Annotated in this window: 11 protein-coding genes and 5 pseudogenes; 6 read left to right on the top strand and 10 right to left on the bottom strand. The window is 58.7% G+C overall.

The window, feature by feature from the left end:
* From sctJ to GGI60_RS26265, 5 genes are all read right to left on the bottom strand, one after another.
* Positions 1-825, bottom strand: coding sequence for a type III secretion system inner membrane ring lipoprotein SctJ (sctJ, locus tag GGI60_RS26285; protein WP_088396738.1), 825 nt, complete (start codon positions 823-825; stop codon positions 1-3).
* Complete coding sequence (locus GGI60_RS26280) at positions 822-1,298, bottom strand: hypothetical protein (RefSeq protein ID WP_183919282.1); 477 nt, start codon at positions 1,296-1,298, stop codon at positions 822-824. The genes sctJ and GGI60_RS26280 overlap by 4 nt, the downstream gene beginning before the upstream one ends.
* A 50-nt stretch (positions 1,299-1,348) precedes the next feature.
* Positions 1,349-1,606: a hypothetical protein gene (locus tag GGI60_RS26275; protein WP_183919283.1), complete on the bottom strand. Its 258-nt coding sequence runs from the start codon at positions 1,604-1,606 to the stop codon at positions 1,349-1,351.
* A 298-nt stretch (positions 1,607-1,904) separates the two neighbouring features.
* Complete coding sequence (locus tag GGI60_RS26270; protein ID WP_183919284.1) at positions 1,905-4,748, bottom strand: hypothetical protein; 2,844 nt, start codon at positions 4,746-4,748, stop codon at positions 1,905-1,907.
* A 225-nt stretch (positions 4,749-4,973) separates the two neighbouring features.
* Positions 4,974-7,208 carry a hypothetical protein gene (locus GGI60_RS26265; RefSeq protein ID WP_183919285.1) on the bottom strand — a complete coding sequence of 745 codons (2,235 nt, stop codon included), beginning with the start codon at positions 7,206-7,208 and terminating at the stop codon, positions 4,974-4,976.
* Positions 7,209-7,830: 622 nt separating this feature from the next.
* On the opposite strand from GGI60_RS26265, the gene GGI60_RS26260 reads away from it, so the two are divergent.
* The 3 genes from GGI60_RS26260 (at position 7,831) to GGI60_RS32190 (ending at position 9,831) form a co-directional block, all read left to right on the top strand.
* Complete coding sequence (locus tag GGI60_RS26260; protein WP_183919286.1) at positions 7,831-8,400, top strand: hypothetical protein; 570 nt, start codon at positions 7,831-7,833, stop codon at positions 8,398-8,400.
* The gene (locus GGI60_RS26255; RefSeq protein WP_183919287.1) at positions 8,397-9,104 is read left to right on the top strand and encodes a hypothetical protein; all 708 of its coding nucleotides are present in this window, start codon (positions 8,397-8,399) and stop codon (positions 9,102-9,104) included. Before GGI60_RS26260 ends, GGI60_RS26255 begins: the two co-directional genes overlap by 4 nt.
* 340 nt (positions 9,105-9,444) lie before the next feature.
* Positions 9,445-9,831, top strand: coding sequence for a hypothetical protein (locus GGI60_RS32190; protein WP_246720487.1), 387 nt, complete (start codon positions 9,445-9,447; stop codon positions 9,829-9,831).
* A 597-nt stretch (positions 9,832-10,428) separates the two neighbouring features.
* On the opposite strand, the pseudogene GGI60_RS26245 reads toward GGI60_RS32190, so the two are convergent.
* Positions 10,429-10,956, bottom strand: a pseudogene (locus tag GGI60_RS26245) (DNA polymerase Y family protein); the annotation flags it as partial.
* Here GGI60_RS26245 and istB point away from each other — a divergent pair.
* Together istB and GGI60_RS26235 are read left to right on the top strand one after the other, a co-directional pair.
* A pseudogene (istB, locus tag GGI60_RS26240) lies at positions 10,928-11,455 on the top strand (IS21-like element helper ATPase IstB); the annotation flags it as partial. The pseudogenes GGI60_RS26245 and istB sit on opposite strands and share 29 nt — an antisense overlap.
* Positions 11,456-11,527: 72 nt before the next feature.
* Positions 11,528-11,988: pseudogene (locus GGI60_RS26235) on the top strand (type III polyketide synthase); the annotation flags it as partial.
* Between the two features lie 233 nt (positions 11,989-12,221).
* On the opposite strand, the pseudogene GGI60_RS26230 reads toward GGI60_RS26235, so the two are convergent.
* The 4 genes and pseudogenes from GGI60_RS26230 to GGI60_RS26215 form a co-directional block, all read right to left on the bottom strand.
* Positions 12,222-12,878: pseudogene (locus GGI60_RS26230) on the bottom strand (phosphoketolase); the annotation flags it as partial.
* Between the two features lie 195 nt (positions 12,879-13,073).
* Positions 13,074-13,700: a pyroglutamyl-peptidase I gene (locus GGI60_RS26225; protein ID WP_183919288.1), complete on the bottom strand. Its 627-nt coding sequence runs from the start codon at positions 13,698-13,700 to the stop codon at positions 13,074-13,076.
* Complete coding sequence (locus GGI60_RS26220; RefSeq protein WP_183919289.1) at positions 13,697-14,350, bottom strand: hypothetical protein; 654 nt, start codon at positions 14,348-14,350, stop codon at positions 13,697-13,699. Before GGI60_RS26220 ends, GGI60_RS26225 begins: the two co-directional genes overlap by 4 nt.
* 49 nt (positions 14,351-14,399) lie before the next feature.
* Positions 14,400-14,630 (bottom strand): annotated as a pseudogene (locus GGI60_RS26215) (transposase); the annotation flags it as partial.
* A 76-nt stretch (positions 14,631-14,706) separates the two neighbouring features.
* Between GGI60_RS26215 and GGI60_RS26210 the strand changes: the two are divergent.
* Positions 14,707-15,354: a hypothetical protein gene (locus GGI60_RS26210; protein ID WP_183919290.1), complete on the top strand. Its 648-nt coding sequence runs from the start codon at positions 14,707-14,709 to the stop codon at positions 15,352-15,354.
* Positions 15,355-15,492: the final 138 nt, after the last annotated feature.

Below are 15,492 nucleotides of genomic sequence, written 5' to 3'. Positions count from 1 at the left end.
TCAGCGCTCCTTCCGCTGCGGAAACAGCAGCAGCAGGCATGCCCCGATGGCGAGGATGATGGCGCCGATCACGGCAAGATTGGGGCCTTTGAAAGCCGAGAGAGCGCTTTGCACCATCGAGGATGGCGCTGTAGCGGGCGCCGGCGTCACGGTTGCCGCCGGGGCCGGTGCCGCCGCTACCGCCGCCGGCGCGCCGACCTCCGACCAGGGGCTGACCACCACCGAGACATCTTCGTAAGAGAGATCACGGATGCTGTTGACCAGAACGGACCGGCTCTTCATGTCGATCTCGTTGAGATTGGCGCCGGGGCGATATTGCAGCACGGCCGCTGCCCTCGCCTTCTCCTTGATGAGCCCGCGGCCGTTCTCCTCCGGCAGCACCACATGGACGCGCGCCGTCGCCACGCCGTCGAGCCCGGAAAGCGTTTCGGCAAGCTGCTGCTCGATGGCGTAGCTCATCCGGGCTTTCTGTTCGTAAGGTGTCACGAGGAAGCCGTTGCCGGCAAAGAGTTCGGCGACATTTCCAAACGACTGACGCGGCAGACCGGCGCCCGCCAGCAGCTCGATCGCCCGGGCATGATCGGTTGATTCAGCGGTGATCGCATAGGTCCCGCCCTTTTCGCTCTTCATGGTGACGGAAATGCCGGCGCGTTCGAGCAGCACCTGGGCATCCAGCGCATCGCGCTGATCGAGCCCCGTGAGCACGTCCTGGCTGCAGGCGGCGAGGAACAGGCAGAGGGCAAGCATTGCGGCCTTCGGAAGGACTTTGCGCGCGGGCGAAGAGATCGATGATCTCGAAAGGGCCGATGTGATCATGATGTTCACTGGCCCTGCGTCAGCCGTTTGGATGACGACATCACCGACTGGGTGAGCGACGACAGCAGCGTCGTGCCGGTTGCGAATTGCTGTGATTTCTCCAGCCGGTCGATTGATGTCGTGATGTCTTCGATCTTCGGGCTGCTCTGATCCTTGTCCGCGGCAAATCGCACCAGCGGCGTCTCCGGCTGGCCGTTTCCGGCCACCGGCATGAAGAAAGCCGACAGCCGGTCGAGAATGCTGGAGGGCGTGGTATTGCCTTCCGGTGAATAGGAGGGCAGGACGGCGTCGGACTCAGGCGCGATCTTGCGGCCCTGGGTATTGGGAATGGAGGTGAGTTCGGTTGGCCGAATGCCAGCGAAATCCGCCGGCTGCAGCCCGATCCGCTCCGCCACGATCTCCGAGGTCTTCAGGACATTGCCCGTCGATACGCCATCGAAGGGCGGCGTGAAGGCGCGGCCGGAAAGTACTTCTCCACTCATTGCAATTCCTCAACTCGGTACATGTCAACTGCAAACGATGAACAGGAACGCTACTCGTCGCTGCCTTCGTCGATCGCCTCCTTGGCGAAATTGAAAAGCGAATTGTTCAGCATCAGTGTGTTGGAAATCATGCCCGGCAGAAATGCGTCCACGGCAGCGGAGAGAACCTCGCTCTCGCTGTTCGGATTGACCTTTTTCGTCGTGCTGCCGGTGGTGCCTGTGGAACCCGTCTTATCAGTCGTCAGCTCCACCGAGACAGGGTTTGCAGGCGCCAAGTTCAGGTCGGAATTCACCGCATCCACGGCCATATGAGCACTCCCCATCAAGGAATTATCAAAATGAATGCATGATTTGATATGGATAAAAAAACGGCTGGTCAATTGTTTAAACTTAACCGATGGTTAATTTCCAGAACGTACAGTCCGCTATGATAAATTTAGCGATCTTTATATTAAAATGGAACGTTTTATCCATAAAACGCAGCAGATATCCAGATTGCGCATGAAATTTATACTTAAATTTGTTCGAATGTTCACAGGCCCGACCGCCTCTACGCCAACGGGCCTGTGAACACTCAAATATTTGGTGTTGCGAAAGCGTCCCGGATCAGCCCACCGCCGTACCGCGGCGCTTCTCGACATCGGCGGTGATCGCGTCCCAGTTCTCAGGCGTAAGCTCGCGCTGTTCCGGGTCGCGGGGCGCGGGGGTGACGCCGCCCTTGGCGCCGACGATCGGCCCGGTCTTGGCGTAGATGCCGACCGTGTCGTTGACCGTGCGCTTGAGCATGTCGTTCATCATGTCGGTCTGCTTGTGGAAGGCCTTTTCCTGCTTGATGCTCTGGTAGATGGTAAAGCCTGACCAGGCCGCCCAGGACACCGCGCAAGCAACGGCAAAACCGAGCGAGAAGGCGCCGGAGACCAGGGCAACCGTTGCACCCGTGCGCCCGAGGAAGGTGGAGTTCACCAGCATGTTGGCAACGCCTGCAATGCCTTCGATCGCGCCGACCGTGTCCGCTACCGTTCCGATACCCATGAAAATGAGATCGACCGGGTCGCCCTTGCCGCTCGTGAGCCCTTGCAGGAACTGGTAATATTCCACCGGCAGCCAGGCGACCCCGGCAACGGCGCCGACCGTCGTCCCGGTATTCTTGAAAAAGGCGGAGAGCACGCTGCGTTGCGCCCGCGCCAGTTCGTCGGAGACGCCGACGAGCGAGCCGATCCCATCCAGCAGCGAAAAATTCGAGGCTTTGATCGCCGAGCCGAGCGCACTGCCCATATGCGCCAGCGCACCAAGGGCGTGCAGAACGACGATGCCGATGCTGTCCCAGGTCGGGCTCGTCACGTTGAGGCCGGCATAGATGGACCGGGAGGCTGTGAGCACCGACATCACGCCGGAAGAGAGCGCCGCCTTGTATTTGACAGGATCGACCCCCGCTGGCACTGCCGTCGCAGTCTTGTCGATCAGCTTGGCAAGGTCGGCCTTGATGGTTTCGACGCTGCCGCCCGGGCGCATCGTCGCCCAAAGCGCGGTGAAGATCGTCGTGAAATTGGTCTTGTATTGCGCCATGGCCTCGGCATTGCCCTTGAACAGTGTTTCCGCCAGCGCATCAAGGCTCGGAGCGATGATCTTCTTGATCGCCTCTTCGGCGGTCTTGCCGTCGACGATGATCGGATCGATCACATCCGTGCCGGGCATCAGCGTCTTCATCAGCCCCGACATGAAAAGTCCCATGTCCTTCAGGCTGGATGTCAGGTATTCGCTGTCTATATAGGGCAGATCGAGACTTTGGATGGTCTTGCTCCAGCCATTATCCTTGGTGGCGAACATGCGCTCGGCGATCCAGGCGTCGCCGCCGCTGCCGGCGAAGAAGCGTCCGTCGCCTGAGCCGTTGGCGGCAATGCCCTTGCCGGCAAGCCCGGTGCCGATCATGATCGCCGCCATGACGTCGTTGAACGAATAGCTGGCGAGATTGCTGGAGGGCAGCGGCGAGACGCTCTTGTCCCACTCAGCATTGGCCGACATCTTCGAGACAAGGCTGGCGCCCATGACGAGCCCTTCGAGCGCGGTCTGCACCGCATGGCGGTAGCCCCAGACCTCCTTGCCACCGGGGGCGGCCAGCTGCGAGGTGATGCGCTCCAGATTGCCGGCAAGATCGCCGACTCCGATTTTTCCGGCCCCGATCTTGTCGAGCAGCGGGCCGAGAAGCGCCTTCACATCGGCCTTGAACTGATCGCGCACCTCGGGGCTGTCTCCCCCGTGAAACTGGCTGGCCATCGCCTGGATGGTCGGGTTGAACAGGTGGGTGATGTTGTTGGGCACGGTGCTGCCGAATTCGGAAGCGGCAACCTTCTTCAAACCGTCGAGGTCGATCTTGAGATCGGGGAACAGACTGCCGCCGAGCCCGAGCGACTGGTCGAAATCCACAACCGGCAGGATGGAGCCGAGCCCCTTCAGCTCCCGCTCGGTCTTGTTGCCGGCCAGTCCCATGCGGATCAGGCCATCGAGCGCCGTCGTCGGATCGGAGATCGTCGGCAGCACGTTCTTGTCGAAGAATTCGGCATAGGTCTTGTCGGCAATCGCCGAGCGCTGCTTTACGAAATCGTCGGGAAGCACCATGGAATAGAAGCCGAGGGCGGCATTATATTCCTTGAGAATGGTGGTGACGTCCTTGCCGGATTTCAGGCCGTCATTCAGCAGGCCGCCATTGACGATGTCGCGCTCAAAGGCATCCTCGACCTTCGTACGCAGGTCCTTCATCTTCTCGTCACGGGTGATCGTGTCGTTGATGATCTCGAAAGCGTCCTTGTTGGTATCGGCCGGCGCGACGCGATAACCGGAGAAGATCAGCTTGAAGGCCTTCAGCGCCTTCTCCGTCATCTGTGAGTTGACGTCGGCGTCCGAGCCCAGGATTGCAATCGACTTGTCGAGATCCTTCAGGATCTCCTGGTCGTTGTAGATGCCGCGCTGGTTGTCGCCGAGGCTGTCCTTGTATTTGCCGAAGGTCGCCTTAGTCTGAAGCAGATCGAGATACATGATCAGTTTCTGCTCGGCGGTGTAATTCTGAGGGTTTTTGACGACGTCGATGCTCTCGAAGGACTTGTCCTTGTCCTTCAGCCCTTCCATGAAGCCCTGATTGATCTCGCTCATGAAATCGGAATTGAACAGGAGATCGATGACCGGCTGGATCGGTGCGGTAGGGCTGGAATCGCCATTTGACGTCGCGGCCTGCGAAACGAACTTCGGGCTACTCGTCTGCGCCGATATGGAGGAGAGAATCGTCAGGCCTGCCGTCGTCGTCCCGTCAGAGGTAAAAGGCGATGCCTTCTTGACCGTGGTGCTCGCGGTCTTGCCCTGGCTTGTCGAATTTTCGAACTTCGGATCGGAATTGGCGTTTAGCCTGAGAAATGAAACCGTATCGATATCCGAAGATGCTGGTGCGATGGATGACATGCGTTCCCTTTGATTTTCTTGTCCGCTTTTCGCGGATGAGGTCGTTTACCTTACGTTAGGCATAAGATCGACCTTTGCGCGATAATTCAAGCCCGATCGCGACATCGCGGTTGCATAAATGCAGCGACCTCGCGCGGGGGGATCAAATCACATTTTTACCGAGGCTCGCAGGGCATTTCCCAGGCTTTTCCGGGGTGGCGGTCATCGTTGCCGCCGACTATGCCTTTACCAGATGAATGACGGATCCGGCCGGAATTCGAGATGCACGGACTCGCCGGTGTAGCGCTCAAGCTTCTCGTTCAGCTGCTTTTCCATCCTGTCGAGCTTCTTCACGCCATTGGCCATATCCCACAGGCCAAGTGCCAGCCCAACGGCCGAGGCAACGAGGCCGGTGACCAGTCCGGCCGCAGCAAGGCCGGCTTTGGCGGCGTTGCTGAAGATGGTCACCACTTCCGGCGCCACCGTTTCGAGTCCGGAAAAGGCGCGGGACATGACATTGGTCAGATAGAGCATCGCTTCGGAGAAACCGATAAGCGCGTTGCCGGTACCGGCAATGCCGCCGATGATTTCGAGCGCGCCCTTGGCGCGGTCGCCGGTCTTCATCGACCGCGACGCCAGATAGAAGCCGAGGCCGGCCATGGCGAGGCCGCCGGCGGCACCGAGAATCTTGCCCGCCGCTTCCATCGTCTTCGGCGAGAAGCTCATGGAGATCCCCTTGCCCCAGCTGCCCGGCTGATTGCCGAAGGCGCTGAACGGCTTGCCGGCAACGTCGAGGTTCTTGCCGAGACCCTCCATCGTCATGCCAACGATCTGCGTCGCCGAGCCGACCGCAGCGGCGATATCGGCCGGCGTCCACTTGCCGCCCACACCGAGGCCGCGCGCCACCAGCACGCTCGACATGCTGAGCATCTGGACCGCATGGACGAGGCCGGCCTTGTACACTTCGGCATCGATGCCAGCAGGTGTGCGGGTCTGGCGCGGCAGGTCGAGCGAATCCTTGAAGGAGGCGACCGCGGCGTCGAGCTTCATGCCGCCGCGCACCATGCGCAGAACGCCGTCAACGTCGCGTGCTATGTCCTGCGCCAGATTCTGTTTCAGCGTTTCGCCGCCATCTGCCGGGCCGTTTTTGCTGATGAAATCCTCGGCGAAGGTGTTTGCCAACTGGCTGATGGCGTCATTCGTTGCGCCGGGCACAAATGTGTCATCCGGACCCGACAGCAACTGCTCGAGATCGACACCCTGGCCGTCGCCGATATAATGTTCCTTGATGATGTTTGAGAAGGTGACGTTCGCGGCGTCGAGATGCGCGTCGATATAATCCTGGGGCAGGAGATCGACGAGCGTGTTGAGTTCGGAATAATAATCCTTCAGGGCATCTTCGAAGCTCTTGCCGGCGCTCAGCGCCCGGTCGATCGCCTTGCCGCCGCCGATATCGATCAGATAGGCGGCTTCGATGTTGGTGAGCAGATCGGAATTCTCCGGTTGCTGCAGATATTCCTTCATGCCGCTTGCGAAGATATCTGAGAGATGCTGCTGCGTCGCGGGATCAGCCGTCAGCTTTTCGATCCGCGCGTCGAGGTCCTTGCCGACGCGCTCGCCATCGGGCACGCTGTCGCCATACTGGTTCATATAGCCGTTGAACTGCTGTTTGATCTCGATGAGATCGTAGAGCAGCGTTGCCTTCTGTTCCGGCGCCAGCTGGTCGAGGTGGTCCATATTGTGGGGCGCCACGAAATCCCGGTTCACGACCTTCACGGCGTCGCCGAGAATGCCGTATTTGAGTTCGTCGAGCTTCTTCAGCGTCGGCTCATAGGCGGTCGACGGAGCGTAACCGCGCAGCACCCTGCTTTCCAGGATGTCTTTCTCGTCGATCGGGCGCTCCACGACCGGCTCGATGGCATCCGAACCCGACATGACAAGGTCCATCTTCTTGAGGCTGGATGTCAGATAGTCGCTGTCGATATAAGGCAGATCGAGACTTTGGATGGTCTTGCTCCAGCCATTATCCTTGGTGGCGAACATGCGCTCGGCGATCCAGGCGTCGCCGCCGCTGCCGGCGTCGCCTGAGCCGTTGGCGGCAATGCCCTTGCCGGCCAGCCCGGTGCCGATCATGATCGCCGCCATGACGTCGTTGAACGAATAGCTGGCGAGATTGCTGGAGGGCAGCGGCGAGAAACCGTCGAGGTCGATCTTGAGATCGGTGCGCGGGTCGGTTTCGGGCGTGCTCACCTTTGCATCGACCAGGATCGCGGCGCCGCCGCGTTTGCTCGGCGTAAACCCGACGAAGCCCCGCGCAGCGGAGATGTCGAGTGCCTGCCCGTTGCCGCTCGGCGCGATCTTGCGTATTTCGCTGGCGTCGATGGTTTTTGCCGATGCAGAACGGCCGGTCACGTCTTTCTGGCCGAGGTCCACGACCAGGGTTTCGACCTCTTTCGATCCGCTGCCAACACGTTCCAACATGATTTCGTCACTCCTGATCGACGGCCGCACCCTGAGCGGAGGCCCGGAAAGCCTCGTTAGGTCAGAAGTTTTTCAGTGATGTGACAAATGGGACTATTCGGAGCGGCATACCCAACTCATCCCTCGCCTTGATGGGAATCGAACCGTTGAACCGTGATTTGGCAAAATGAGATCTTGATAGAACAGCTTGTGTCGAGATTATATGATTCTCTAGTTTCGACATGTGGGGTCGTCATCCAACCTTTGTTTCATCATGTCATAACAGCGGTGGCAATCACCTCAGTGAAAGCCGAAAGCTGGTCAGGGTTTCCCGTAGGTTTCTCGCGAAATGTATGCGTTATCTCGAGCTAATGCCATTCCGCTTTTCCCGCGATTTTAGATATTATTTGGGGCGGTGCCGGCGAGAGATTGGCCAGGCGCCTTTGCTTCGGCTGGAAATCTGGTCTTGATCAATTCGGAAACCCCTCGATCATCATCATCTACCAAATCGCCCAAGCACTTACTGTGAGGTACATCGAGCTCTTTGCTCCAGACGATCAACCCTAAGGGCGATGTCCACAGATTTGACAGGACCAATTGCTTTAGGCTAAGTGTCCTCGGTCCTAGGACAGAGGACACTATTATGAAGAGCCAAGATATCGTCGTCCTGCTGAAGCTGGTAAGCCTGCAAGATCAGGAACTCACCAAGGGCATCGATCGGTTGCGATCGGAATCCGTGGGGGGAGATCCATATTCCGTTCGGAACCTAGAAGCGCAACTCGGGATCAGCAAGACCGAAATAGCGCAGTCGATCAAGCGTAGTGTCGCATCAGGCATCGCGCGAAAAGACAACAGCAGGAACGAGCCTCGGCCAAGCCGAAGGAACCTGTTCGGCTTCATTACCACCGGGCTAAAGTTCGTCTTCCCCGCCCAAGTTGGACCGATACAGCGCGGCATACCGACCGCCTTCGCCGCACCTATGCTCACGGAACTCCTGATCAGCGGCGGGACGTACAACTACGTTTGGCCCTATGCCAACGGAAGGGAGATGGGGCAGGCGGTGGAGCCGCTCTTCAAGACCGTGCCGGACGCAGTCCTGAAGGACGACGCACTCTATGAGTACCTCGCGTTGGTCGATGCGATCCGGCTCGGGAACCAGCGGGAAGTTGGTCTCGCGACCGACCACCTCAAGTCAAGGATCATGAGCAAATGACAGCGATCCGCGCTCAACTGCTGGAAATGATGAAAGCCGTTGCCTCGGCCCCTGGCGAAGACCTCCGCTCGCGCCTGGTCTTCGTTGGCGGATGCACGACCGCGCTATTCATCACTGATCCGGTCACGCTCGAGGATGTGCGTGCCACAGATGACATCGACCTGATCGTTGACCTGGCGGGCCTTCCTGCCTGGGCACAGCTCCAGGAAGAGCTTCGACAACTGGGCTTCATGGAGGCCGCTGACGAGGCGGTGATCTGCCGCATGCGTCTCGGCAAGCTCACGGTCGACTTCATGCCGGATGATCCGGCTATCCTCGGATTCGCAAATCGATGGTATGCGAGTGGAATCGAGACGGCACAGCATTACCAGCTCTCGGAAGACCTCACGATCCGGATCCTGACGCCGCCAATGTTTCTTGCGACGAAGCTCGAAGCCTATGCCGGAAGGGGAAACGGCGACTTGATCATGAGCCGTGACGCTGAAGACATCCTCCTTATTGTCGACGGCAGGGAGGAGCTCCTTGCCGAGGTCACGGCGGCCGACAACGACGTTCAAAATTTCATCGAGTTTCGTGCGCTCCTCGATCAAGCTGACTTCGACGATTTCCTCGATGGCAATATCCGCGGGCCCGCCGGTCGTGTAGAAATCGTCCGGGACAGGTTTGTCTCGATAAGCCATTGTGCGGATGGCCCCGCACAATGAAAATCGAGGCCCGATGGTTGAGCCAAAAGGGAACGCGCACCGACGACAATCGCGACCATGCGGGGATCGCCGGGAGACATGGCGAATTTCTTGCTGTTGTGGCTGATGGCGCCACGAACGGCTCAAACAACGGGGGATATGCACAGTCAATCGTCGAAGCTGTCGTCGACTGGTTTGCCGGAACGGACGATGCATGGGGCCACGAGGTCATGCAAGCCAAGCTCCGGGAGATTCATCAAGCCCTTCGCAAAATCGTTTCCGAGGGGTTCCGCCAGCATTATCCTCTTTCACGTAACGGACAAAGGCTCCTTGACGGTCCTCCACTCAGGAGATTGCCTTCTTGGCAGGCACGACGGCCAAGTACACTGGCAAGTCAAGCCACACCCTTGCAAACGCCTTGGCCGACATGCCTCTCGATGCCATCGCAAGATCCACCAGGAGGCACCTTCTCACCCAGAGTTTTCGTTCCAGGGAGTTCATGGCCCCAGACGTCCTCGCGGAAAAGAAGGCCAGTGGCACGCTTCTTCTTGCCACCGATGGCTTCTGGGCGGAATTGACAGAAAGCGAGCAGGAAGCCTTCCTTGGCGGCGGCCAGTCAACTGCTGCAGAGAGAGATGATCGCAGCGTGCTACAATTATGTCTTTCCGCCGAGGAGCCGTCCGAAATTTTGCTGGAAGATGGTGGATCGACCAATTTTTACGTGCGGACTCCAGCGCCCCAGAAATAACCCAGGAGCAGTAAGTGATGGAAGAGGGGACAATTTATGGGCGACACGCTGCCGAATTTTTCAGACCTCTTCATTGGCTATGAAGCAAGAATCCGAGCGACCTTCGATAGCATTGTCGCAACGTCGAGCGTTAATCTTCCTCTTAAGCTAGAGTTCACCGAGAAGCACTCATCAATGCTTTTCAAGTGCAAGCCAAGCGAGGCCTCGGTAACGGCGGACTGGCACGGAATTGCCAGCCTCTGGGCCATGTCGCCGGGTGTCGGCCGCTTGTGTGCAGCGATGTTCAACGCCCGTCGCTCCGGCCAGGCTCGCTTGGATTTCGTGGAAGGTTCGGAGGAGGAACTCGGTTACCATTTCATCCACGAGGCGAGGGCGCTGGCCAAGCCGCGGGGCCACCGATGGAACAGCTATTTCCCGAAACCCGACCTCCGGTCCGATAGGTTAATCGCCGGCGACGTATTCTTCTTCCGGGCGATCGAATGGATCCTTGCACATGAAGTCGGTTATACGCTTCTGGCCACGATGATCGGGCCTGGACGGCGCAACAAAGCCGCGACGAGGAGAGTGAAGCGGACCGCTTTGCAACGTGCTAGGTGATAGCGTCAGCGGCGCGCGCGGCGTGTGGGCCAATTCGCCGATCGTCTGGAAAGCCGAGCGTACGAAGGTCGCTGACGACCTTCCCCGGAAGGCGCAAAAGCGATATCGGCAGTTTTCGACGGCGCGCACGGTCTCACCGAGTGGCACGATAACCGTAGCCCGACTGATGGCGCGCGCGCAGGCATGAGCTGCTCCCCAGGTATCGGCGACGCCGGGCGTGAGCTTTCTGGCCAGAAACTGATTGGCGATCTTCGTCACCATCGGCAGTTCGCCGCCTTGCAGGTGATCGGCACCCTCGGTATCCATGACAATGCCATCGATCCCATCGACCGCGACGGTCGGGCAATAGAGCGTCAGAGCCCAGAGCGTGATCCGCTCGAGTGCTGCGGCATCCGTTGCAGGATCCGCATCGACCAGCATCAGGCCGCGGAATAACGCCTGCGCTTTCGCCGCCGGCATGCCGACATGAACGCCGGCTTGTCTGGCAGCCACGTCGGCGGTGCGCCAACTGCACCGATGCGAGTTCATGGACGGAGCGCCGAATATCGTGCTCGTCGGCGGGCCGGGCACAGGAAAAACACATGTCGCGACCTCTCTCGGAGTTCAAGCGATCGAGCATCATCGCCGAAAGGTCCGCTTCTTCTCGACCATCGAACTGGTCAATGCGCTGGAGCAGGAAAAGGCCAAGGGCAAGGCTGGACAGATCGCCGAGACGCTGGTTCGCCTCGATCTGCTGATCCTGGACGAGTTGGGATACCTTCCGTTCAGCGCCTCCGGCGGAGCGCTGATCTTCCACCTGTTGAGCAAGCTCTACGAGCGGACCAGCGTCGTCATCACCACCAACCTTAGCTTCAGTGAATGGGCCACAGTCTTCGGCGACGCCAAGATGACGACGGCTCTTCTCGATCGCCTGACCCACCGTTGCCATATCCCGGAAACCGGGAACGACAGCTTCCGCTTCAAAGCCAGCTCGGCTGCCGCGGCACAAAAGAGAGGAGAAAAGGCCAACCCATTGACCAAAGCCTGATCAGAAAACCATACTTAGAGGTGGCTCACTTCTCGGTGGAAAAACCGGCTCAGTTCCGCGTGGAAACCAACAGACAAGCTTACGAAGGCGAACATCGTGGCGACCGCCCTCTTCGGCGACGGGGCCGCCGCCTGCGTGGTGCGTGCCAGTGAGACCGGTCTGGCCGAGGTCGAACTTGCAGGCCAGCATACGTGGCCCGACACGCTAGACATCATGGGATGGAGCGTCGATCCGGAGGGTCTGGGCGTGATCTTCGACCGTGCGATACCACCGTTCGCCGAAACTCATGTGCTGAAGGGCGTAACGTCCATACTCGCCCGATCAGATCTTACTCCTGCCGACGTTGACCGGTTTGCGTGCCACCCCGGTGGATCCAAGGTTATCACCGCCTTGGAATCGGCGCTTAAACTAAGCCATGGAACCCTCATCAGGAACGTGAGGTTCTCTCGGACTATGGGAACATGTCCTCGCCAACCGCGCTGTTCGTACTCGAGAAGCTTCTACGGGCTTCACCCTTAGCTGCCTCTCGTTGACGGCTGCAGCATGATCCGGCGATCATTCTCTACGACGTTTTGGGATCGCATCGTCTGCAGAGCGAAAAGGACTCGAAACAGGCTGAAGCTGACGCTGCAAAGGCTGCGCTTGCCGTTGGGACACCCCAAGTCGAAGGCGAGGTTGCCACCTCGCACTCGAATCCTCTCTCCTGCCAGCGTGGCTGCGGCAGTATGCGGTGGCAGTCGCTACCCAAATCCGGTCATCGGTGGCGCTAGGAGGAGCGTGCCCAGCGCCAATTCTGGATTTCCGGCATGTCTTCTCCACGCTCCCGCACGAACGCCCGGTGCTCGTCGAGCTTTGCATGCAGGTCTGCCACTACATCTGGCACCTTCTCGGCGAGATCGGGCACTCGCGCGATCGCCTCGAGAGCGAGATGATACCTGTCCAGCTCGTTCAATACGGTCATGTCGAACGGCGTCGTCGTAGTTCCCTCCTCCACGAACCCGCGCACGTGGATGTTGCCGTGATTGGTGCGCCGGCACGTCAACCGGTGGATGAGATAGGGATAGCCGTGGTAGGCGAAGATGACCGGCCTGTCCTGCGTAAAGATACTATCGAACCGTGCATCATCGAGGCCATGAGGATGCACCTTCGGACCTTGCAGCGCGAGTAGATCGACGACGTTGACCGTCCTTATCATAGTTGGCACGTCGCCCGCACATGCCATCACGACGTCCGGCGCGATTGTATTGTTTTCGAAGCTTGCCCAGTCCCGGACGCCAATGCCCTCTTCACAATGCTTCACCGCCTCGTCGATCGTAAGGTACTGGGACTCCGGCTGCTTGCCGGCAACGATCACGTTGACGCGGTCGTATGTCTTCAGGCAGTGATCGCCGACCCACAGGAGGGTATTGGCGTCCGGCGGTATGCTGCTAATCCTATCTCACTGCGGGCGTCGGTCACTGTTGGCCACAAAATGGATGACGAGTTTTCCCTGCCGTTGTCCCGCCTCCGCCCATGCGCGGGGTGCAAGTTCCCGTTGCGGTGGTCCAAGATCTGATCGCCTGCGCCTCCCACGTGAACCACGGGGTCATCCGTCAACGCCGAACCACAGCCGTGCAGTTCAGCACTCATCTAGATACATCCGGCATGCCAGCAGTAATTTTCCGATGGCTGCTAGATGCCTGTCCCGTTGCGGCAAATCGAAATGCTCCTGTATCGTCACGGGATAAGCCCAAGGTATATGGACAAACAGGGCCTTCGCGGTCGACGCCACTTCGTCTAAGCGTCTAAGTACGCGGTAATAGATATAGTTACAGACGTAGTCGCCCGCGTTGTTCGACACGCAATAGGGGATGCCAGCCACCGCCAGCTGCGCTCCGACACGTTCAAGATTGACAGAGGTCCCGTATGCGCGGGGGCCGCCATCGACAATCGCGACTCCACTGCGAACCTCGCCGCGATTGTCCGCTACGCCACAATCGGCTACGTTGATGGCAAAGCGCTCAAGCATAAGCCTATCTGTCGACACAGACAGGCCAAGCATTAGGATTAGATCTGCGTCCAGGGCGAGATCGAGGCTTCGCTCGAGCCAGTTGTCGACTCCCGCGTATGAAGTTGGAAGGACCGAAAACTCGATCAGATCGAACAGGTCGTTTGGGGGATGCCGTCTTAGGCTTTTCAAAATCTCTTCGGACGGGTTAAACGGAAGCCCGGCAAACGCGTCGAATCCGGTCACTAGCGCTTTCATTGCGGATCCCTCCGGAAACAATCTCTTCGCTCGACTGCTCGGTTCCCCCAATCCTTCGCCCACGTGGACCGTTGCAGCAGGCGGGCCCGCGCTCCCGCATCAAGGTCGAGTCGGGTGGCCTCGTGTTTCACACGGCTCAATCCGAGCCAGAAATCCCGCCGGAACTTAGGGCAGAGCATCAATGGTCTAACCGACCGGAAATAATCGTTCCAGCTCTTGATCCGCGCAGGTGCATAGATGCCCCTAACCTCCGCACGTGCAAGGAGTTCCAACATCTCTATCTGCAACTCAGGCGCCTGTATATTAAAGATGGCGTCCTCGATCTCCACAAATCGCACACCGGAGGCTATTCCGTCTACCGCGAGGATATCCAGCCAAGCCTTGACCAAGGTAATTCGAATGCCGCAAAAGTGTTGCACGAAGTCGGCCTGCTCCCCCAAGGCGAGCCAAGCTGCCGCTTTGTCCGCGTTTCCGAGCAGCGCCCTATTCACGGCGATCGCATGCACCATTTCTGCGGTGCATGGTGCCGTCACCGCCCGGGGCTTGATCCATGCTCGTTCGTGGTACTGCACAGTCTTTTCATGGTCCTGCTCGATCGCTGATAGCTCCCCGCAGAGCGCCATGTAGAGAGACTCGTGTTCGTTATTCATGCAGAGTTTCTGCATCCCGCGAAGGAGTTCGCGAGCTTCATCCAGTCTCAGCTCGCAACAGGTCAACGCAGTCCGCCATGACAGAGCGAGAGATGTCTATTCCCAGCCGGTCGTACATCTCGGATAGGCGGTAGAGAGGGATATGATCGTCGAATTTGGCGACCATGATATGGGCGAGCAATCCCGGTCCGGGCTTGCCGCGTTCGATCGGCAGGGTCGGCATCTGACCCGCTACCGCCGTGTCGCACTCCCTGCAGATCATGCGCTTTTGCGTTAGCCTTTTAGAAGACGAAAAGGACATACTCAGATCGTGGCGTCAGGGAGACTACACTCTCGACGCGCGCGAGTTCCCGACCATGTTCGTAAATGAACATGGTTCCATGGACGTGGCCTGGGTCGAGGGCTGGGTGGTTCTGACTCAGACATGCGATATCGTGAACTTCGCTGAAGGACGCGATCTTGTTGCTGTTGCACCATTAGTCAAAGCCAAGCTGGGCTTGATGCAGGCCGTTGCCAAAGGCACGACGCCCGCTGCGGCCCAACTTGAGAACTCGCCGGGCGAGAACCTCGTTGTTGACCTGACGAAACTCTGTGCCGTCCAAAAGAAGGCCCTTGCAGGCATGAGACGTGCCATAGGCTTCAGTAGCGATGAAACACGCTGCACGTTCGCTCACACCTTGGAACGTCGGTACGGCCGCTTCGCATTTCCCGACGCCCTGAGTGATGGACCCGTAATTGCGATCCGCAGCCAATCGAAGGACAAGCATAAAAGGAATTCTGATTCTGGGCGAGTTTACAGATCGCTTCGTTGCATTCGAGTCTCAGCATCTCCTGATTTCAATACAAGAGGGGCTGAGATCCAGTTTATTGCGGTGCTTGACGAAGAAGCACGGCTCGAGGCTACGACAACGGAGATAAAGAAGAACTCGACTCCGTCGCAGCGTCTTCGAAGTTCAATTGGCCGGAAGAATTTGAGCGCGCCGTTCCGCTTTTTAGGGTCGTGACACCGGACTCCATTAGCGCTCGCAAGTGGTTTACCAGCCAGCAAATTGATCTTGATTTCCTCTCTCCCCTCAAAGATTCCTGAGCGGAGGCGGAAATGCCGCAAGTCCGCTTGATCCATTATGCGATCTTCTTAGCTC

This window comes from Rhizobium lentis (genome assembly GCF_014200175.1).
GTDB classification, from domain to species: domain Bacteria; phylum Pseudomonadota; class Alphaproteobacteria; order Rhizobiales; family Rhizobiaceae; genus Rhizobium; species Rhizobium mulingense.
The sequence above is the reverse complement of the archived record's forward strand: the minus strand, read 5'-3'. Positions and strand labels throughout refer to the sequence as shown.